Raw genomic sequence first — 21,550 nt, 5'->3', positions numbered from 1 at the left:
CTCAGTTTATGTTAGATAGTAAATAAAAAGCACCGGTACTTGTTCGCTTAAACAGCGGAACAAGTACTGGTGCTTTTTAAAATACATATTGAAGTATTGAGATGAGCAAAATGACCATCAAGTATAACGGTATACCGCGTCTAAAATTTTGCCAATCTGCAGATGATAGATTAAACCCAAGTAATAGGCTGCCGATAATTAAGATAACAAGTACGTTTCTAATAGATAAACCAGGTACCCATATAAAGTTCATGAGTAACCAGATAACGGATGTTATACCCGCTATTGGCGCTATACTAATAAAGACATTGCCGAGTTTTTGATAGAAATTACTAGGATTATATTCGCGGTTGACATAACCCAGTACACCGTCGTCACTAATTTGCCATAAACGAAATCCAGTAATGTGATGGCGAAAAACAATGGCAATAATTAGATGACTCAATTCATGTATTACCACACCAAAAAAACTTAAAATAGCGGTTATTATATAAGATGTGTGAATTGTTAGCCACTGTGATAATAAGCCAGACAAAAAACTAATTAACCAAGCAACTATGATAGGCAGAACCAAAAAATAACCAATATTTTGTGCAAATTGTGTTGAAAAATCAATCATGCTCTAATAAATCTACAAACTCAGCATCAACTAGTGATGCAACGTCACGCGGGTCGATTTTATCTGAACGACTTAACTCACCGCCACTGACAAGAATAAACGGTTGCTCAGTAGCGCTGAGATCGAAATAAATAGGAAAGTGTTTGTTTTGCCAGATTCCAACGGGATTATTAGCACCATGAATATAACCAGTCGTTTTTTGTAATTCTTTAAGAGGCAACATGGCGACTTTTTTATTACCCGATGCAGCTGCTAACTTTTTTAGCGACAGATGTTTTGTAATTGGTAATACTGCAACAATAGGACCAGTCCTATCACCATGAGCGGCGAGTGTTTTATAAATGTCATCATGTTTCACGTGAAACGTTTCCAGTATTGCATCACGTTGAGCTGGTGTTTTATCCAAAATATTTAGTTCAAGTGGCTCATATTTCACTTTGTGTTTGTCCATGACTTGTTCGGGCAACGTTTTTTTCATTTTCTTTTTACTCATAAGTACTATTTTATCACAAATTGGGTCCACCAATACAATGACTGGTCTGACCAATGTATGGTATACTATTAATTACTATGTCAGAATCTATTTATGTTACCGTACAAGCGGATCTAAAACAAAAAATTTACCAGGGCGAATTCCCTAATTTAAAATTACCAGACGAACGTTCTTTGGCTGAGCAATATGGTGTATCACGTTCATCAATCAAACGGGCACTTAATGTACTGGTACAACAAGGCGTCATATTTAAAAAGCGAGGCAGTGGCACCTTTGTTAATCCGCTTTATCTAAAGAATCACGCAATTTTTCAACATGAAGGATCAAATCTAGGGGTTTCTGATTCGTTTCGCGTTGGTGGAAAAGCACCAAGTATTGAGTTACTGGATTTTCAAGTCATTCCAGCTACACCTGAACAACAGCAGGCCCTCTTTTTAAACGAGGGTGATTTTGTTTATGAAATTAAACGCTTACGTCGGTTAGAAGGGGTACCCTTTATGATTGAACGAGGTTATGTACCCATCAATGTTTTGCCTGGTTTGAACAGAACGATAGTCTCTGGATCCGTTTATGAATATATTGAAAAAACAAAGCACCGCACGGTGACTAAGTCGTTTATGACCATTATGGCAGAGCCTTCTAATGATGAGGACCAAGAATTGCTAGAACTAACTGCTAACGAACCCGTTGGTATCATGGAAGGCATTTTCTTTATGGATGATGGTACTCCGCTAGAATTTTCGACAATGCGTCTACATTATAAATATCTTCGGTACAATGCCTTTGTGAGTTTGGACTCCGAATAAATCATATAATTGGTACGTTCCAATATAATCTAAAAACCAACCACATCTTTTAAAAATCTGGCCCAATTGAACCATTTCCCTTGAAGAAAAAACTGTAATCGGTTATACTGTAAGAGTAAATAACGGAAGAAGTTCGTGGTTTACGGTGTTTATGATTCTTGCAAAAAATAAGGAGTACTTAATCTCATGGCAGATTTCGATTCAAAAGAGTACTTGGAACTCGTTGATAAGTGGTGGCGTGCAACCAACTATTTGTCAGCTGGGATGATCTTTTTGAAGAGCAACCCATTGTTCTCAGTAACGAATACACCTATCAAGGCTGAAGATGTAAAAGTTAAGCCAATTGGACACTGGGGTACAATCTCAGGTCAAACATTCTTGTATGCACATGCAAACCGTTTGATTAACAAGTATGGTTTGAATATGTTTTACGTTGGTGGTCCTGGTCACGGTGGCCAAGTTATGGTTACTAACGCTTACTTAGACGGCGCATATACTGAAGATTATCCTGAAATCACTCAAGATATCGAAGGTATGAGCCACTTATTCAAGCGTTTCTCATTCCCTGGCGGTATTGGATCACACATGACAGCCCAAACACCAGGTTCATTGCATGAAGGTGGTGAATTGGGTTATTCATTGAGCCACGCTTTTGGTGCCGTTTTGGATAATCCTGACCAAGTTGCATTTGCAGTAGTTGGTGATGGTGAAGCCGAAACAGGTCCTTCAATGGCTTCATGGCACTCAATTAAGTTTTTGAATGCTAAGAATGATGGTGCCGTTTTGCCCGTCTTGGATTTGAACGGATTTAAGATTTCAAACCCAACAATCTTCTCACGCATGAGTGATGAAGAAATCACAAAGTTCTTTGAAGGGTTGGGTTACTCACCTCGCTTCATCGAAAATGATGATATTCATGATTACGCTACTTACCACGAACTTGCTGCTAAGGTTTTGGATCAAGCTATTGAAGATATTCAAGCTATCCAAAAGGATGCTCGTGAAAATGATAAGTACCAAGATGGTGAAATCCCTGCATGGCCAGTAATCATTGCTCGCTTGCCAAAGGGTTGGGGTGGTCCAACGCACGATGCAAATAACAATCCTATTGAGAATTCATTCCGTGCCCACCAAGTGCCATTGCCTCTTTCACAAAATGACCTTGCAACATTGCCAGAATTCGAAGACTGGATGAACTCATACAAGCCTGAAGAATTATTCAATGCTGATGGTTCTTTGAAGGATGAATTGAAAGCTATCGCTCCTAAGGGCGACAAGCGTATGTCAGCCAACCCAATTACAAATGGCGGTGCTGATCGTTCAGACTTGAAGTTGCCTAACTGGAGAGAATTCGCCAACGATATCAATGATGATACACGTGGTAAGGAATTTGCTGACAGCAAGCGCAACATGGACATGGCAACATTGTCAAACTACTTGGGTGCAGTTTCAAAATTGAACCCAACTCGTTTCCGCTTCTTCGGTCCTGATGAAACAATGTCAAACCGTTTGTGGGGCTTGTTTGATGTCACACCACGTCAGTGGATGGAAGAAATCAAGGAACCACAAGACCAATTGTTGAGTCACACAGGTCGTATCATTGATTCACAATTGTCAGAACACCAAGCAGAAGGTTGGCTTGAAGGTTATACTTTGACAGGTCGTGTTGGAATATTTGCGTCATACGAATCATTCTTGCGTGTTGTTGATACAATGGTTACACAACACTTCAAGTGGTTGCGTCACGCTTCAGAACAAGCATGGCGTAATGACTATCCATCATTGAACTTGATTGCAACTTCGACTGCATTCCAACAAGATCACAATGGATATACTCACCAAGATCCAGGTATGTTAACTCACTTGGCTGAAAAGAAGTCTAACTTCATTCGTGAATATTTGCCAGCTGATGGTAACTCATTGTTGGCTGTTCAAGAACGCGCCTTCTCAGAACGTCATAAGGTGAACTTGTTAATTGCTTCAAAGCAACCACGTCAACAATGGTTCACAGTTGAAGAAGCTGATGTATTGGCTAATGAAGGTTTGAAGATCATTGATTGGGCTTCTACTGCACCTTCTGGTGATGTTGATATTACATTTGCATCTGCTGGTACAGAACCAACAATTGAAACTTTGGCTGCATTGTGGTTGATTAACCAAGCATTCCCATCAGTTAAGTTCCGCTATGTGAATGTTGTTGAATTACTACGTTTGCAAAAGAAGTCAGAACCTAACATGAACGATGAACGTGAATTGTCACCTGAAGAATTTAACAAGTACTTCCAAGCTGATACACCAGTTATCTTTGGATTCCATGCTTATGAAAACTTGATTGAATCATTCTTCTTCGAACGTAAGTTCACGGGTGATGTATACGTGCATGGCTATCGTGAAGATGGTGACATCACAACGACATATGACATGCGTGTCTATTCACACTTGGATCGCTTCCACCAAGCTAAGGAAGCTGCCGAAATCTTGTCAGCAAATGGTAAGATTGATCAAGCAGCAGCTGATACATTCATCGCTAAGATGGATGACACATTGGCAAAGCACTTTGAGGTCACACGTAATGAAGGTCGTGATATCGCAGAATTCACTGACTGGACATGGTCACCTCTTAAGTAATTTGAAATTATTCTATTAAAACCAACTATTACTTTATAATAGTTGGTTTTTTATAATTCATTGGAAAAACTCGTAATGGTTATATTGTTGACTCATACTTTGTTTATGTATTGGTTTGAGATTTGATGATTGTATTCTTACGAAGGCTACTCATTTTCAAAAATATGCAACCATCGCTTATACCGGTGAAACGGAATTAGAGAAAGTGATACCAATAGTATACTTGCATATGTTAGTAGTGATGATTTGTTAAATTAAATTCGGACGAAAATTAAAAATGCCAAAATGACAAAAACGTCAAAATGGCAAAAAAGTATGCTTTAAGCACAACGGTCTGTTGCAAACTGATAGCTCGTCGAACTAGCTGGAGCCATACTATTGTTAGTGAGATCGTAGAAAAACTAATGTATACAAGAAAACACCTTACTTTTTATTTCATAGCAGTAATTTCAATTTCTAATTTAGCATTTTTGGGTAAAGCAGCTACCTGAACAGCTGAACGAGCAGGAAGTTCTTCAACTGAAGTTGTATCGAAGTATTTTGCATAGATATCATTAACTAGTGCAAAGTCTGCGAGATTATCAAAAAATAATGTTGTTTTTACGATGTCATTTCTTGAAAATTCTGCTTCGTGTAAGATGTTATCAATATTATTAAAAATTTGATGTACTTGCTCGGCTGTCGTAGCGCCAGCTAATTCGTTAGTTTCTGGGTCAATACCAATTTGTCCAGAAATGTACAATGTTTTATCATCTAAAATAGCTTGTGAGTAAGGTCCGAGTTCCTTGGGCGCTGTAGTTGTTGAAACGACTTTCTTTGACATGGATAATGTCCTCCTGGTTGATATTTTAATCTAAAAAAACATAATATGCAATGTTTGTAGAATAAAAAACTAAAAATATGAGAACAAATAGACAAAACATGATACATAAATTAATAATATTAAAAGACGATAAATAATCAGGTGACACGTTTAGCAGAGCATTGGATAATATTAGGGTAGATATAAATAATTCCATTTTTCCTTTGATTCGTCCTGAATATTTAAAATATTCGTTTTTTATAATGCAATTAATAATATATAAATTAATGTTTTGAATGCGTTGCTGTTTGGTATAATAATAGTATCCTTAAAAATGGAGTCAAGACATGTCAGAGATAAAAATTGTGTCTATCGATATTGACGGTACACTGATTAACGATGAGCGACAAATTCCAGCAGATGTAAAATCTGCAGTTCAACAGGCACTGGCCAAAGATGTCAAAGTTGTTATTACAACTGGCAGGCCCCTTCCAGGTGTTCGCGATATATTAGATGAGTTAGGTATCGCAGGAAGCCAACAATACGTTATTACACATAATGGAGGCTTAATGCAAACTGCTGATGGCGCTCAAATTTTGTTTCATGCTGCACTAGATTTGGCAGAGTATAAAGAACTGAATGCTTTTATGCGCGAGCAAAAAACGTATATTCAAGCGGAAGATCAGTTTGCGGCCTATACGACCAATCATTTAGTCCATCGTTGGGCTAGTTTTGAAAATTCTCTTGTAAATTTGCCGTTACATATTGTAGATAATGACAATAAACTGGAGGATATTGAAATCATTAAGGGTATTGCCAACGCTGAATCTGATGATTTGGACAGGGTTCAAGCGACTGTACCAGCAAGTATTTCTAACAAAATGTCAGTAATCAGGTCAACTGCTAATAATTTAGAGTTTATCAATAAAGCTGCTTCGAAAGGTAATGCACTTGAAGCGCTAGCCAACGCTTTAAATGTTGATATTGAAAATACAATGGCGATCGGAGATCAAGAAAATGATTATTCGATGATTGAACGAGCAGGATTGGGTGTTGCCATGGGCAATGCAATTGATAAGATTAAAATGATAGCTGACGTCGAAACAGCAACAAATAATGAATCTGGTGTAGCACAGGCCCTAGAAAAATATGTTCTTTAAAAGAGTTGTATATCGATTTTGACACAACTACTGTTATAATCTGTATAGATTACTTCATTTAAAATATTCTGATATAAGCCAAGGAGGCAAAAAAGATGAACGTTCTGTTAAATGGTAATAAAGTTGCGCTGGAAGGTGATCCACTTAAAGTTGGCGACGAGGTACCTCATTTCAAGTTAATAGATCAAAACAATGAAAAGATAAAGACGGCCGATTTATTAGGGAAAGTGACATTACTTTCTGTCGTTCCAGATTTAAATACAGATATTTGTTCATTACAGACACGTCGTTTTAACCAAGCTGTCGATCAATTTACAGATGTTAATTTTGTAACTATATCTACAAATACAGTAGCAGAGCAACGTGATTGGTGTGCAGCTGAAGGTGTGCAAAATATGCGTATGCTTTCAGATGAACAAGAATCATTTGGATATGCAACTAAGTTATACGTACCAGACACTGGCTTTGATACACGCTCGATTTACATTATCGATGCGACAGGTGTTGTCCTTTATTCACAAATCGTGCCAGAGATTTCAGATGAACCTGATTACGATGCAGCTTTGACAGCATTATCAAATGTCTTAGTGTAATATCTTATTTAAAAATTGTAATAACAACTGTATTTAACTGTTTTTTTTGGTAAAATGAATACAGTAATACTACAATAGCTACCTATAAAAACTCGGAGTTAGACATGCCAGAACCTAAATTGAAACTTTTTTCACTCAGCTCAAACGAACCACTTGCGCAAAAGATTGCCGATTCGGTGGGTGTTCCGTTGAGCCGTATTTCCGTTAAACGCTTTGCTGATGGCGAAGTACAAATTAACATTGAGGAAAGTATTCGTGGCGATAATGTTTTTGTTATTCAATCAACTTCAGCACCGGTGAATGACAATTTGATGGAGTTATTGATTATGATTGATGCATTGCGTCGTGCAAGTGCAAATCAAATCAATGTTGTTCTGCCATATTACGGCTATGCACGTCAAGATCGTAAAGCACGTTCTCGTGAGCCAATCACAGCTAAATTGGTAGCTAATATGTTAGAACGTGCCGGAGCGACACGTGTATTAGCACTAGATCTTCACGCTGCTCAAATTCAAGGTTTCTTTGATATTCCAATGGACCACCTGCAAGGCGCGCCATTACTAGCAGATTATTTGATTGAATCAGGTATTGCTGATAAAAACAATGCGGTTGTTGTTTCACCTGACCACGGTGGGATGACACGCGCACGTAATTTGAATAATATGTTGGAACTTGAGTCACCAGTTGCAGTGATTGATAAGCGCCGTCCAAAACCAAATGTGGCTGAAGTTGGTAGCATTGTTGGTGATGTAAAAGGTAAAACGGCTATCATGATTGATGATATGATCGACACTGCTGGAACGATAACGCAGGGTGCTCAACTAGTGATGGAACACGGTGCCAAAGAAGTTTATGTAGTAGCATCGCATGCTGTTTTCTCCGGGCCAGCCATTGAACGTCTACAGAATTCAGTGTTTACAAAAGTTATTCTAACTGATTCAATCAATTTACCAGAAGACAAAAAATTTGAGAAATTAGAAATTGTCTCTGTTGGTGAGCTAATTGGTGAAGCAATTACCCGTATTAGCAAAAATGAAGCGATTAGTTCTTTGTTTAAAAATCGCTTCTATCGACGTGGGCATTAATAAAATATTGTTGCATTTTTATGAGAACAAGTAACATTGCTTGTTCTTTTCGTTTATCCAAAATGTTATAATGAAAAGAAACGACACATATACGATAGGAGTTCTGCCATGAGTAAAGTATTAGTTGTGGACGATGAAAAACCGATTTCTGATATTATTAAATTTAATCTAACCAAAGAAGGCTACGATGTAGTCACCGCTGCGGATGGTCAAGAAGCATTAGATATGTATAATGACGAAAATCCTGATTTAGTTTTACTAGACCAGATGTTACCAGAAGTAGACGGTATTGAGGTATTGCGTCAAATTCGCTCTAAGTCAGATGTACCTGTCATCATGGTGACCGCTAAAGATAGTGAAATTGATAAAGTTCTTGGTTTAGAAATGGGTGCCGATGATTATGTCACTAAACCATTTTCTAACCGTGAATTGGTCGCAAGAGTTAAGGCAAATTTGCGAAGTCGAAAATCTGTTTCGCAAACTTCTGAAGAGACTTTCAATAGTACAGAAGATATTCATTTAGGTGACTTAGTAATCCATCCCCAAGCCTATATGGTTTCAAAGGAAGGTGCTGATATTGAGTTAACGCATCGTGAATTTGAATTATTATATTATTTAGCACAACATATTGGACAGGTGATGACACGTGAACACTTGTTACAGCAAGTATGGGGCTATGATTATTTTGGTGACGTACGCACGGTAGATGTTACGGTTCGACGATTACGTGAGAAAATTGAAGACAACCCTAGTCATCCTAATTGGTTAGCAACACGTCGTGGTGTCGGATACTATTTACGCCCATCAGAAGAATAAATGAAATTTAAGTTTACGCGTACATAATGAGGGGAAGAATGCTCACCACTGAGCATAATTAAAATGACGTCAATTACTAAATTTTTCCAATCTATTCGTTTTCGCATCACACTTGTTTTTGTGTTGCTAATGATTATCGCACTCGAACTTTTGGGTGCTTTTTTCGTACGCCAAATGGAACGTCAAAACTTAAGGACATTCCAACAACAAATCACTTTACCTAAATATGTTACTGATCCAATTAACACTGCTTTACGTAATAGTAACTCTGATGAAGGCAATCATGAAATTCAAGACGTTTTGTCTGGATTAAATAATACCAACATTGAAGAAGTGCAAGTTATTGATAAGACTGGAACAATTCGAGGAACAACTTCTGTATCGGGGCAGCAAACAATTAGCCAAAAAACGACCGATATTAATGCACAAAAAGCACTTGCTGGGGATCAATCGTATGTTGCTACTCGAACGATCAATGAAAACGGTGAGCGTAAAGAAATTATGACGACACCTCTAGGGGTGACTGCAGGAAGATTAAAGGATGTCTCTGGTGTTATTGTTGTAAAAGCCAGTTTATTACCAGTATATAAGAATATTAACAGCGTTATGCGGCTGTTTATTATTGCTGGTTTGATTGCACTAGTTGCCAGTGTAGCGTTGGCCCTATTTTTAGCAAGAACTTTGACACGACCAATTGAACAAATCAGTGAACAGACGACTAAAATTGCTGAAGGTGATTACTCGATAGTGAATCACATTTACGGTTCTGATGAATTAAGCCAATTGGCATTATCGGTTAATGATCTATCTATGCGCATTGAAGAGTCAACAGAAACAGTCAATGCAGAGCGTAATCGTTTGGATTCGGTTTTGACACACATGGCGGATGGGGTTTTAGCAGCTAATCGCCGTGGTGAAGTTACCATTATTAATCAGGCTGCAGCAGACTTTGTAGGGGTCAGCCGGGAAGATGCCCTTGGACAAAATGTTGTTAGTCTCCTACGTTTAGAAGGTAAACGTACACTACGTGATATATTGGAAAATCTAAATGATTTCAGAGTAGATTTATCAGACGATAGTAAAGAACTGTTAGTTCAGACCTATGTTTCGTTGATTAAACGTCAATCTGGTTTTATTTCTGGACTAGTTGTAGTCCTGCATGATATTACCGAACAACAACGTATAGATTCCGAACGGCGTATGTTTGTTTCCAATGTGTCGCATGAATTAAGGACACCTTTAACTTCGGTTCGATCGTACGTGGATGCCTTGGCAGAGGGTGCTATTGATGATCCAGAAATGGCACAAAATTTTTTGGGCGTTGTTCAGGGTGAAACGCAACGTATGATTCGAATGATTAATGATTTGTTAGAGTTATCGCGCCTTGATCAAGGAACAATGGCAGTCAAGCTAGAAGTTATTAATTTAAATAGTTTGTTTAATTTTGTTTTGAATCGTTTTGATATGATTTTGGAAAGTGACGCTAAAAACGAAAATACGATCACTAAAAATTATAATATTTTGCGTGAATTTACTAAGGAAGATGTTTGGGTTGAAATTGATCCAGACAAGTTTACTCAGGTATTAGACAATATCATGAATAATGCGGTGAAGTATTCACCAGACGGTGGTACCATAACAGCACGACTGATTAAGACAAAAACACGTGCGATATTAAGTATTTCTGATCAAGGGCTAGGCATCCCAAGAAAAGATTTAGATAATATATTTAATCGTTTCTTCCGTGTCGATAAATCAAGATCACGTGCGCAGGGTGGAACTGGATTAGGATTAGCTATTTCCAAGGAAGTGGTTGAAAAGTTTAATGGCCGTATTTGGGTCGATTCAGTTGAAAATAAAGGTTCTACCTTCTATATTTCGTTAGCTTATGTTGATGAAGAACCGGAGGACGATTGGGATGCAGAATAATCGACCAGTCCAAGGCGTTGCAATTAGTATTGTATTGACGATCGCTATTATTATTTCCATTGTACTAACTGCATTAATATTTATTTCGGCAGGTAGTCAGGAGGCACCAACACAAACAGACCAGCAGTCGCAACAAGCTTCAGAATTGTTTAGACCTACCAATTACATCGTGAATGATAAAAGTGGCACACAGCACATGGTTATGCATACCACGAATGCACAGCATAAAAGCATTCATCAGTATTTAGCAGATTCTATAATGACCAATCCTACAAAGAAAAAAGCGACTAATAAAGAAATTACCCAGTTGCTGGATAAAACACAAACAGCTTTGTATCACTATCCAGATGTTGTGCCAATTGAATATTTTAATTCTTATTATTCTCAGAATGTATCAACACATAAAAGCTTTAACTTTAACTATGTTGTGGTACCACTTAGCCATACTAAAAAAGCATATTTTGTTAATACACAGGCTAAGACGATTACGACAGTTACTATTAGTAAAATTGATACAACGGAGGCATGGCAGGTTGCTACACGATTGCCTAAAGCTTTAACGGTAAATTTTAAAGTAGTTAACGGTCAGGTGATGTTGAACTACCCGAAAGAGTTTAAATTGCCGGTGTACTCTTATTTAGTGAATCATCGTGATCCAACGACTTATGTCTCAGCACTTTTGGGGACTACAAACCAGTTGACCCAGACCACGGAGAATAATAAAAAAATTTATACTAATAAATATAGTAATCAACAGATTATTTATGATCCAGATTTAGAAACAGTGACATTTACAGATAATCGAACAACCGGTACATTGCAGCGCAGCTATTACAACCGATTGAATATCGGCTTTTCGCAAATCAATTTGTTACAATTAGATCTCTCTGATACACGCTTTTACCAAAGTCGGGATAATGGGAAGGATATTACTTATCGAACTTTCGTTGAGGGGCTACCAGTTTATTATCAATCAAAGATTGGTGCGATTCATATGACGTTGGATAAATATGGTAATTTGACAAGTACCTATTCGCTAAATGAGCTAGGTGTGCCTGTTCCTAATACGGAAAAAGATGTAACTTTGCCAAAATCAGCAGATGTTTTAGCAAAATTACAAGCCGCAGGTGTCAAAAGTAATGATTATTATTCTATTGCACCAGGTTACGAGTGGTTGGCTAATAAAGAAAACAATGTTTCGGTCAATATGAATCCTACGTGGATGATTGAGACATCGACAGGTTGGATGAGTGTCAATACATTTTTAGACAATCGAGAATAGGTTTCAGTATGTGTGATACAGGTCGCTGAAAGCTATGAAAGGAGGGATACGTTTTTTATGCAGTTTAGACGACTAAAAATATTAATGACGCTATTATTCATTTTTTTGGACGTGTTTCTCTTTTTTTGGTGGCGTAGTAGTCAGAGACCAAGTATTAAAGTGACTGATGCAAATACGAATATCATTAGTGAGATTAAAAATCAAAAAATAAAAGTGGCTAATTTTAGTACCTCAGTTAAGTATGCTAGCTATTTAGCCGGCAAGCGGTCAAATAGCCTAATGTCAACGATTGATAAATTATCAAATTTCAATGCGAATGTTAATAATCAGACACTTTATGTGACTTTCAATAAAACCTCACAACTAGGTAGAGGAAATACCAGTAGTACAAGTAGTGGTAAGAAAGCTGCGGCTGATGATGTTGAGGCATCAAAGATAGCGCACAATGCAGGATATCGGTATAATCCTATTTTATCCAAAGTTAATGGCAAAAATCGTGTAACCTATTCTCAATATATTGATAATTTTCCGGTCATTGCTAAACAAGGGCTGATGATTTTTAACAAAGATAAAGATCGTAAGGTAACTGATTTTACACAAACTAAAATAACTAATGTGACAGTATTGCGTGATGAACGCGCGACAATTACAGAGGAAGCAGCAATTGTCGCGCTCTACAAATTTAATGAACTAAATAGTGGAGATAAATTATCAAAAGGTGCGCTATCCTATGATACATCGGTAAAGGTTAATGGCTATGATATTTATTTACCGGTATGGGCATTTGTTGTAACACGCGCTAATGGCAGTACGGGTATTTTGAAAATCAATACCTTTACAGGAGATAATTTATCAGAATAATTTAATTTTTGCTTAATTTCAAATTGATAGAATAAAATAAACATGGTTGAGAGGTGACTAATGGTACAATCAGCATTTACAAAAACGTTGTTAACTGGTGTCATTGCTGGTGTAATTGGTGGAGGAGTAATTTTGTACGGGCAGCAAGGCGTACAAGTGTTACAAAATCAAAATCAAAAAGTAAGTACGACAGCAACAAGTACAAAAACGATTGCCAAGAATGCAACCGCTACATCAGCTTATAATAAGGTGTCGGATGCAGTCGTATCTGTATTAAACTTCACTAAGTCCAGTCAAGGTAGTTACCAAGAGTCGTCAGAAGGTTCTGGCGTAATTTATAAAAAAACAGATGGATCCGCTTTTATCGTAACAAATAACCACGTCATCACTGAAGCAGCTAAAATTCAGGTTATGCTCCACAATGGTAAGAAAGCCACGGCTACATTGGTCGGCAAAGACGCGATGACGGACTTAGCTGTTCTGAAAATAGATGACACAGATGTTACGACAACTGCACAATTTGGCGATTCAAGTAAAATAACTGTTGGTGAAAATGTCTTGGCAATTGGTTCACCACTGGGCTCCGAATATGCTTCATCAGTGACGCAAGGCATTGTTTCTGCCAAAAAAAGGTTAGTTGAGACAACATCTGAAAATGGTCAAAATTACGGCGGATCCACTGTTATTCAGACGGATGCTGCTATTAATCCTGGCAATTCAGGTGGACCATTAATTAACTTTGCAGGACAGGTTATTGGTATTAACTCAATGAAACTATCAACATCTTCTTCTGGAACGAGTGTTGAGGGGATGGGTTTCGCAATTCCTTCGGACCAAGTCGTTGACATTGTTAACAAATTAGTCAAAGATGGAAAAGTTACACGACCCGCAATTGGTATTAGTCTGATTAATTTATCGGAAGTAACAGCTTCGGAGCAAAAATCGACTTTGAAAATTCCGGATAGCGTTACTGGTGGGGTTGTAGTAATGAATTTGACTAACAATGGCCCAGCAGATAAAGCTGGAATGAAGAAGTACGATGTTATTGTCGGCATCAATGGTAAAAAGGTCAGTTCACAGGCTGATTTACGAGAAGAACTTTACAAGCATTCACTTGGGGACACAATAAGCTTGACTTATTATCATCAAGACACTAAGAAAACCGTCAAAGTTAAATTAACACAGAAATTGGCAAGCTAACAAAACTGTTAGCTTTTTCTTTACATCTGTTTGACTTTTATTAAAAAATATGTATTTTATGTAAATGTTGAAAAAAATCCGAAAATGTTGATAATTTGTGGACTAAATACTGGTAAATGTGGAAAAGATATTTTAATTCGTGGATAAACGCTCTATTTCTATAAGAAATGATAAATATCGATGCTTTTAGGATATATTTAAGGCAAAATATTTCATTTTTAGAAGAATAGTAGTAATGTTCGTGTATTGGAGAAATTAAAAAAAAAACATTTATGCAATACTATTTAGGATACATTTTCCGAACAATGTAAAGAAATTTTACTTTAAATATCAATCGAACGCGTGTGCTTATCCACAACTGTGTATAACTTTGTGGATAAATGTGGATAACTGGTGAAAAGATATCTACATTTTATCTAAGTAAGAGTGAAATAACGTTTATAAAGTTATCCACATTTTTTTGAAAATCACAAAAAACAGTGGATAACTTAAAAAAGCGAACAGCAAGAAAGTTGATATAAAAGCATTTTTAGAAAAAAATTTTTTTTTTGTTCGTGTGGATAACATCTAATATAATGAGTATAAGTAATCAACCGAAAATATTAAGAAACTGTAAAGAGTGGATTTGAAATGAATATTAAACTAATCACTGTCGGAAAATTAAAAGAAAAGTATTTAACAGAAGGTATTGCAGAGTACACAAAGCGATTATCTCGTTTTTGTAAAATGCAGGTAGTTGAGTTGATTGATGAAAAAACACCGGAAAATGCTAGTGAGGCACAGAAAAACCAAATTATGGCTAAAGAAGGGGAGCGGATTCAAGCCAAAATTGGTTCGCGTGATTATGTGATTGTGCTAGCAATAGAAGGAAAACAGTTCCCTTCCGAGGAATTTTCTCAAAAACTTGAAACCGTTGCGGTTAATGGTTATTCAGATATTACTTTTATTATTGGTGGTTCTCTTGGATTATCCAAGGCAATCAAGCAAAGGGCCAACTTGAAAATGAGCTTTGGGTTGTTAACATTGCCGCACCAATTAATGCGTCTTGTACTGATTGAACAAATTTATCGTGCTTTTATGATTCAACAAGGATCGCCTTATCATAAGTAACATGTAAAAAAATGAAAACTAATATTGCATTTTCATTGTTCCGTGTCTATAATATATCCATAGATAAAAAATATACACGAAAGAGTGTGAAGTATGAGGAATTTTTTTGAGAATTCAGAATGGAACCGCGTTCGAAAAATCAGGGGGTTACCATTATTATTGGTTGGTATTACACTCATTCCGAGTTTATACGCAGTCATTTTTTTGTCGTCACTTTGGGATACATACGGTAGAGTAGATCACCTTCCTGTTGCCATTGTTAATCAAGATAAAACCGCAAAAATTAATGGTAAATCACAAAATATAGGTGATAATTTAACTAACAAGTTGCTTGACGGTAAGCAATTAAAATTAACGAAGACTTCGGCTGAAAAAGCGCAAAAGGGCCTTGTATCTGGAAAGTATTACATGACCATCACAATACCTAGATCTTTTACAAAAAATTCAGGTACATTGTTGAATGATAAACCAGTTAAGCCTGAAATTAAAATTGCGCATAATACTGGGCAAGGATTCATTGCTGAAAAATTAACAGCTTCAGCGGCTGATAAAGTACAGGCAAATGTCTCAAAATCATTGCAAAGTGTTTATAATAAAACAATTTTAAATGCAGCAACGTCCTCACAAAAAGGTTTTCAATCAGGATCCGAAGGTGCCACACAACTTGGGAGTGGTTTATCGCAATTACAAGATGGTACTAAAAAATTGCAAGATGGCACAGCACAGCTACAAACTGGTACTTCACAATTAGCGACGGGCTTGTCAATCTACACAAATGGCGTGTCTTCCGCTGATGCTGGTGCACAGCAATTAACTTCAGGTGCGCAACAACTTGCTATACAGCTTCAAAAGGTTTCCGATGAAATCAATACAAAGCAAAATGCCAGTGCAGCCGATTTAAAGCAGCTGGATACAGGATTGACACAACTGACACAAGGTCTACAAAAACTAAGTAAAGTTGAATCACCAACTATATCTGTTGATACAACCAAACTTAACGAAGCATCCGAAAAGTTGTCAGCTGGATTAACTGGTGCTGGAAAAGACGCAACTGCGTTCAAAGCATTAGCTCAAGATGCTGATTTCCAAAAGTTCTTACAAGAAAACCCAGCCGTTGCTGCTAAATATCAAGCAGCGTTAAGTGATTTAGGTCAAAACGTGCAGTCGAGCGCTACAGCAGCTAGTACAATTCAAAATCAATTAACTACGTTAAAGAATATGTTGCCACAATTGCAAGCGTTGCAGGCAGAAATTCCAGAACTACAGCAGCTTGGTCAACAGGGGTCTGTTGCCACTCAAGGGGCACAAACAGCCATTAAAACACTGAATGATAGTTTAACCACCGTCAGCCAAGGAATAGCTAACCAAGCAGTACCAGGTGCTCAGCAGCTAGCTCAAGGATCCTCACAATTAACTACAGGTCTTGGACAGCTAGCTGCCAAAAACGATACGCTTAATAATGGTGCTTCACAATTAAATGATGGCACGACACAGTTGCTTACTGGTGAGAGTCAAGCTAGTGCGGCTTTGCAGCAAGCAGGGACAGGCACAACCACTTTAGCGAATAAGTTAGCCGATGGCGCTGTCAAATTATCAGCCATACACAATAAGAAATCAAATGTGGTAGCATTATCACAGCCAGTTCAGAAAAAGTCATCTAATTTATCAAAGGTTCCTAATAATGGTACTGGAATGGCACCATATATGATGTCTGTAGGGTTATTTGTCGGTATGATTACCTTTACGACCATATTTGATTTCATGACGGTTTCTAAAAAGCCAAAAAATGGTTTTACGTGGTGGGCTAATAAGCAGTTAATTAACGCGCCAGTTTTTATTGGACAAGCACTGATTATGACTGGTTTACTCTTCTTAGTCGACGGCATGGAAGCGCAGCGACCAGCAATGACATTTATTGTAGCTTTAGCAGCGTCGTTTGCGTTTAATCAATTTGTTGTCTTGTTTAATGTATTAATTGGTAAACTAGGATCAGGTATTATGCTGATTTTGATGGTGTTACAATTGAGTGCTAGTGCAGGGTCTTATCCAATTGAGTTATCAAACAACTTTTTTGAGGCAATTCATCCATGGATGCCAATGAGTTACTCTGTCCATGCCTTCCGCGAAACAATTTCTATGGGTGGTAGTGTGGCATCAGACTTAACTGTATTGTTATCCTTAGGAGTGGTATCAATGGTGCTAACCTGGTTTGTATACCAAATGAAATTAAATCATAATCAGTTAACTTTTAAGCATTAATTTAAAAGCAGTCGACAGACTGCGTACATAAAGAAATGAAGTTGGAAAAATAAATGAAAATGTCTAGTGCAGTTGAACAAAGTTTGGTCGTCTTGGTCATGTTAGCTTTGCAAAAAGATGGCTTACCTGTTAAAAGTCATGTTTTAAGTGAACATTTAGAAGTATCTGAATCATATTTAAAAAAAACAATGCGTAAATTAGTTGTTGCGAACTTGGTGAAAGCGATAGCTAGTAAGGAAGGTGGTTTCAAGTTAGCTCGTAATACCAATGACATTACGTTATTGGATGTTTATGAGGCGATTGAAGGAGAAGATAGCTTCATTCATTCTACTCAACTGGCAGACCGTGTATTTCCTGCTAAAACTGCTGTAGCTGAAGGAACAAAAGAAGTGCTATCTATTGTCTATGAAGCAGAGAAAGATTTTAAGAAACGATTAAAACGTACATCGATTGCTGATTTATTATTATTTGCCAAAGAAGGTGAAGAAATTGTTGATTGGCGATGAAGCTGTATATATTGAGTGAAAAAAAACAGTTTATTAATGCCCAGTAAGCATTAATAAACTGTTTTTTTTACATTGGTAAGCACTATATTTTATGCAACGGGCAGTGCTTCTTGTAGGCTGAATTCAAAATCATCTGGAACAAGCATTCCAACGTCTTTTAAAATAACGTTTCCGGAAAGATAACAACCATTTTGTTGTGTTAAACCAACCTTCGTTAAACCAAAGGTGACTGTAGTATGTGCTTTAAGAGCAGCACCACGTACTTCACCTGTTGTTGCATCAATACCAGTAGGGACATCGACAGCTATGACAGGTTTATCAATATGGTTGGCCGCTTTAATCATTTTTTGTAACCCTTCAGGTAAAACGTTGTTTAATCCAATCCCGAATATTGCATCAATGATTAAAGTTGCCTCATTGAAGTCACTTTTTTCAGAACGAACTAAGCCATGCTTTTCAATGATTGCCAATTGCCGCTTGACACTGTCTTTTGCACGGCTGACATTGCCGACGAATTGTAATGAGACATTGACGCCTTGAGCATACAAGAGACGAGCAATTGCCACGCCATCGGCACCATTATTTCCAAGACCAGCTAATACCAATACGTGACCTAAATCGAATCTACCCGCACCGATAACATCAATCACTGCCATTGCGGCTCGTTCAATTAATACATCTTGTGGCATACCAATAGTTTCAATCGTGTAATTATCTATTTGCTGCATTTCTGTAGCCGTAACAAGTCGCGTCATAGTTCCCATCATTTCATAAGTTATTAAATTCATTATACGGTGATTTGACAGTGTTATCAATCAAACAAGCGTAAAAATATTGAATTTGACAAATGAAAAAAATTAGAATACAATAATAACAATTTAAGAATCATAGAGGTTGCTGCTGACATTAGTAGCTTGCGGAGTGCTTACAGGCACATTGAAACAAGTTAAAGGGGATGCAGCCGAAGCATTGGTGCTGTTACACCAAATAGCTGGGCCAATTGGTGAAAAACCGTTGGACTGTCGCGTAAGCGGAGTGCTATGTTATAGATTGCAATTAATTGGGATCCATGGCTGCTACTTGTGCGCTGTGGATTTTTTAATAGAGGAGGTATGCATTCATAGATATCTGTGAATGGGCTAACGTATGGTAGAGGCAATAACACGTCCAACACGTCTTGAAGTTTCCAAGAGCGCTGTTGAACATAATATAACGACCGTTAAAAATGTATCAGGTGCAGACAAAGTCTTTTTGACCGTTAAATCAAATGCCTATGGATTTGGTTTGATTCCTATGTCTCAAGCTGCTGTGGCAGGAGGTATTTATGGCTTAGGTGTAGCTGTCCTTGATGAAGCTATTGCACTGCGGCATGAGCGCATAACCGCACCAATTTTAATTTTAGGTATTTCACAGGTAAAGTATGCTGAACTAATGGCTGTCCAGCATATCATGGCAACTGTTGTTTCATTGGATTGGTTGGAGAAAGCAGAACATCAGTTAACTGGTGAACAGCGATTACCAGTTACACTAGGAATAGACACTGGTATGGGGAGAATCGGATTTAGAGATCGTGAAACTTTAGCGAACGCAATACAGTTTGTTTTGGATCATGCTGATAAGTTTGAATATGTTGGACTATCGACGCACTTTGCCGAATCTGATTCATCAGATACCAGGTACTTCCAAAAGCAATTAACACGTTGGCATCAATTGACAGATGATTTGCCAAAACCAAAGTATTATCATGTTGCTAATTCAGGTGCTGCAATGTATCACGCAGAAGAGGTTCCCCATGAGGTTGTCCGCGTAGGAACGGTGCTTTATGGGATTGAGCCCTCTCGTGGTGAACTAGCAGATGGACGTAACCTGAAACCCGTCATGGCCCTTCGGAGCGAGGTGAATTTTGTTAAACGCTTACCTGCTGGTGAGGGTATTAGTTATTCACACAAATATACGACAACTCAAAACGAGTGGATAGGCACTGTACCTATTGGTTATGGGGATGGTTGGCTACGCAAATTAATGGGATTTAAGGTTATCATTGATGGTCAATACGCCCCCATTGTAGGGCAGGTAGCAATGGATCAGTTAATGATACGTTTGCCTCGTGAATATCCAGAAGGTACAACGGTAACTTTTATTGGTCAAGATGGAGAATTAGAGAATACGATAGAGGATGTTGCACAGTTTGTAGATTTGGCGCCGTGGGAAATCACAACAGGGCTACAAGATAGAATACATCGTATTTTAGTAGATTAGGAGAAGATAATGACTAGAGAATATAGTGTTGCCATTCTTGGCGCAACAGGTGCTGTGGGCACGCGACTCATTGAACAATTGGAGCAGTCAACGATTCCCGTGAAAAACATAAAATTACTTGCTTCGTCACGTTCAGCAGGTAAGACCCTTCAATTTAAAGGTACAGACGTAGTTGTTGAGGAAGCAACTCCGGAAAGTTTTGATGGAGTTGATTTGGTTTTAGCTAGCGGTGGTGGTTCAGTTTCAGCGCGGTTTGCGCCCGAAGCTGTGAAACGTGGCGCTGTCGTTGTTGATAATTCAAGCCAATGGCGAATGAATGATGATGTTCCTTTAATTGTCCCTGAAGTAAATGAAACAGATTTGAAACAACACCAGGGAATCATTGCCAATCCTAACTGTTCAACGATTCAGATGGTTGTTGCTCTAGCGCCAATTAAAGCTAAATATGGTTTGACACGTGTTATCGTTTCAACTTATCAAGCTGCTTCTGGCGCAGGACAATCTGCATGGCAAGAATTAGTTTCAGAAACGGATGCCCACAATGCTGGTAAAGCAATGCATGCTGAGATTTTACCGGTTAAAAGTGCTAAGCATCATTATCCACTAGCTTATAATTTACTACCACAAATAGATGTTTTTGAAGAAGATGGTTACACTCATGAAGAATGGAAAATGATTCATGAGACTAAAAAAATCATGTTTGGTGATAAGAATTCCAAGGCGGTGAAAGTAACAGCAACTGCAGTTCGTGTACCTGTTCCTATTGGTCATGGTGAGACCGTTTATTTTGAAACGGATGCTGGATCTGGAGCAACAGCCGCTGATATTCAAGCGATTCTTAGTGAGGCTCCAGGTGTTGTTTTGGAAGATAATCCAAAGGAACAATTGTACCCACAGCCAATTAATGCCGAAGGAAAACGCGAAACATTCGTTGGCCGTGTGCGTCCTGATCTGGAAAGTGATGATAGTTTCCATATGTGGGTTGTCTCAGATAACCTCCTGAAAGGTGCTGCTTGGAATACAGTACAGATTGCAGAACGTCTTGTTGACTTAAATTTGGTCAGAGTCCCAGAAAACGCAGCAAATAAGTTTGGCACAGTGTAGATTTTTTAAGAGCGTTCAGCGCTCTTTTTATGTCTCAA

19 protein-coding genes are annotated in these 21,550 nt (G+C 37.9%); 15 read left to right on the top strand and 4 right to left on the bottom strand.

Going from position 1 to position 21,550, the window contains the following annotated elements:
• Positions 1–76 precede the first annotated feature (76 nt).
• Positions 77–619, bottom strand: coding sequence for a hypothetical protein (locus GJV51_02200; protein ID QGM24863.1), 543 nt, complete (start codon positions 617–619; stop codon positions 77–79).
• Positions 612–1,097 carry an aminoacyl-tRNA deacylase gene (locus GJV51_02195; GenBank protein QGM24862.1) on the bottom strand — a complete coding sequence of 162 codons (486 nt, stop codon included), beginning with the start codon at positions 1,095–1,097 and terminating at the stop codon, positions 612–614. The genes GJV51_02200 and GJV51_02195 overlap by 8 nt, the downstream gene beginning before the upstream one ends.
• Before the next feature lie 92 nt (positions 1,098–1,189).
• Here GJV51_02195 and GJV51_02190 point away from each other — a divergent pair, with 92 nt between their 5' ends.
• Positions 1,190–1,918 (top strand): UTRA domain-containing protein, encoded by a 729-nt coding sequence (locus tag GJV51_02190; GenBank protein ID QGM24861.1) that lies wholly within the window; start codon positions 1,190–1,192, stop codon positions 1,916–1,918.
• 186 nt (positions 1,919–2,104) lie between these two features.
• Complete coding sequence (locus GJV51_02185) at positions 2,105–4,546, top strand: phosphoketolase (GenBank protein ID QGM24860.1); 2,442 nt, start codon at positions 2,105–2,107, stop codon at positions 4,544–4,546.
• Positions 4,547–4,976: 430 nt separating this feature from the next.
• Here GJV51_02185 and GJV51_02180 read toward each other — a convergent pair whose 3' ends face one another.
• The gene (locus tag GJV51_02180; GenBank protein QGM24859.1) at positions 4,977–5,369 is read right to left on the bottom strand and encodes a RutC protein; all 393 of its coding nucleotides are present in this window, start codon (positions 5,367–5,369) and stop codon (positions 4,977–4,979) included.
• A gap of 326 nt (positions 5,370–5,695) precedes the next feature.
• Here GJV51_02180 and GJV51_02175 point away from each other — a divergent pair, with 326 nt between their 5' ends.
• The 11 genes from GJV51_02175 to GJV51_02125 all read left to right on the top strand — a co-directional run bounded on the left by GJV51_02175 (position 5,696) and on the right by GJV51_02125 (position 18,149).
• Positions 5,696–6,508, top strand: coding sequence for a Cof-type HAD-IIB family hydrolase (locus GJV51_02175; protein ID QGM24858.1), 813 nt, complete (start codon positions 5,696–5,698; stop codon positions 6,506–6,508).
• A gap of 95 nt (positions 6,509–6,603) precedes the next feature.
• Positions 6,604–7,101 (top strand): thiol peroxidase, encoded by a 498-nt coding sequence (locus GJV51_02170; protein QGM24857.1) that lies wholly within the window; start codon positions 6,604–6,606, stop codon positions 7,099–7,101.
• A gap of 104 nt (positions 7,102–7,205) precedes the next feature.
• Entirely contained in the window at positions 7,206–8,186 is a 981-nt protein-coding gene (locus tag GJV51_02165; protein ID QGM24856.1) for a ribose-phosphate diphosphokinase, read from the top strand.
• Between the two features lie 108 nt (positions 8,187–8,294).
• On the top strand, positions 8,295–9,002 hold the full coding sequence (locus tag GJV51_02160; GenBank protein ID QGM24855.1) for a response regulator: 708 nt from the start codon (positions 8,295–8,297) through the stop codon (positions 9,000–9,002).
• 63 nt (positions 9,003–9,065) lie between these two features.
• Positions 9,066–10,931, top strand: a complete 1,866-nt coding sequence (gene walK / locus GJV51_02155) for a cell wall metabolism sensor histidine kinase WalK (protein QGM24854.1) — start codon at positions 9,066–9,068, stop codon at positions 10,929–10,931.
• The gene (locus GJV51_02150) at positions 10,921–12,213 is read left to right on the top strand and encodes a hypothetical protein (GenBank protein QGM24853.1); all 1,293 of its coding nucleotides are present in this window, start codon (positions 10,921–10,923) and stop codon (positions 12,211–12,213) included. Before walK ends, GJV51_02150 begins: the two co-directional genes overlap by 11 nt.
• A gap of 57 nt (positions 12,214–12,270) precedes the next feature.
• Complete coding sequence (locus GJV51_02145; GenBank protein ID QGM24852.1) at positions 12,271–13,074, top strand: hypothetical protein; 804 nt, start codon at positions 12,271–12,273, stop codon at positions 13,072–13,074.
• 60 nt (positions 13,075–13,134) lie between these two features.
• Positions 13,135–14,274 carry a PDZ domain-containing protein gene (locus GJV51_02140; GenBank protein ID QGM24851.1) on the top strand — a complete coding sequence of 380 codons (1,140 nt, stop codon included), beginning with the start codon at positions 13,135–13,137 and terminating at the stop codon, positions 14,272–14,274.
• Positions 14,275–14,904: 630 nt separating this feature from the next.
• Entirely contained in the window at positions 14,905–15,384 is a 480-nt protein-coding gene (rlmH, locus tag GJV51_02135) for a 23S rRNA (pseudouridine(1915)-N(3))-methyltransferase RlmH (GenBank protein ID QGM24850.1), read from the top strand.
• 93 nt (positions 15,385–15,477) lie between these two features.
• On the top strand, positions 15,478–17,643 hold the full coding sequence (locus GJV51_02130; protein QGM24849.1) for a YhgE/Pip domain-containing protein: 2,166 nt from the start codon (positions 15,478–15,480) through the stop codon (positions 17,641–17,643).
• A gap of 53 nt (positions 17,644–17,696) precedes the next feature.
• Positions 17,697–18,149, top strand: coding sequence for an Rrf2 family transcriptional regulator (locus GJV51_02125; GenBank protein QGM24848.1), 453 nt, complete (start codon positions 17,697–17,699; stop codon positions 18,147–18,149).
• An 89-nt stretch (positions 18,150–18,238) separates the two neighbouring features.
• On the opposite strand, the gene GJV51_02120 is transcribed toward GJV51_02125, so the two are convergent.
• A complete protein-coding gene (locus GJV51_02120) occupies positions 18,239–18,904 on the bottom strand; it encodes an NAD(P)H-hydrate epimerase (GenBank protein ID QGM24847.1) in 666 nt (221 codons plus the stop codon).
• A 391-nt stretch (positions 18,905–19,295) separates the two neighbouring features.
• On the opposite strand from GJV51_02120, the gene alr reads away from it, so the two are divergent.
• Positions 19,296–20,408: an alanine racemase gene (alr, locus tag GJV51_02115; GenBank protein ID QGM24846.1), complete on the top strand. Its 1,113-nt coding sequence runs from the start codon at positions 19,296–19,298 to the stop codon at positions 20,406–20,408.
• Positions 20,409–20,417: 9 nt separating this feature from the next.
• Complete coding sequence (locus GJV51_02110) at positions 20,418–21,512, top strand: aspartate-semialdehyde dehydrogenase (protein ID QGM24845.1); 1,095 nt, start codon at positions 20,418–20,420, stop codon at positions 21,510–21,512.
• Positions 21,513–21,550: the final 38 nt, after the last annotated feature.

It is taken from the genome of Leuconostoc mesenteroides subsp. mesenteroides, from assembly GCA_009676745.1.
In the GTDB taxonomy this organism is placed as follows: domain Bacteria; phylum Bacillota; class Bacilli; order Lactobacillales; family Lactobacillaceae; genus Leuconostoc; species Leuconostoc koreense.
Note: the sequence above shows the minus strand (reverse complement) of the source record. Positions and strands in the feature narration are given on the sequence as shown.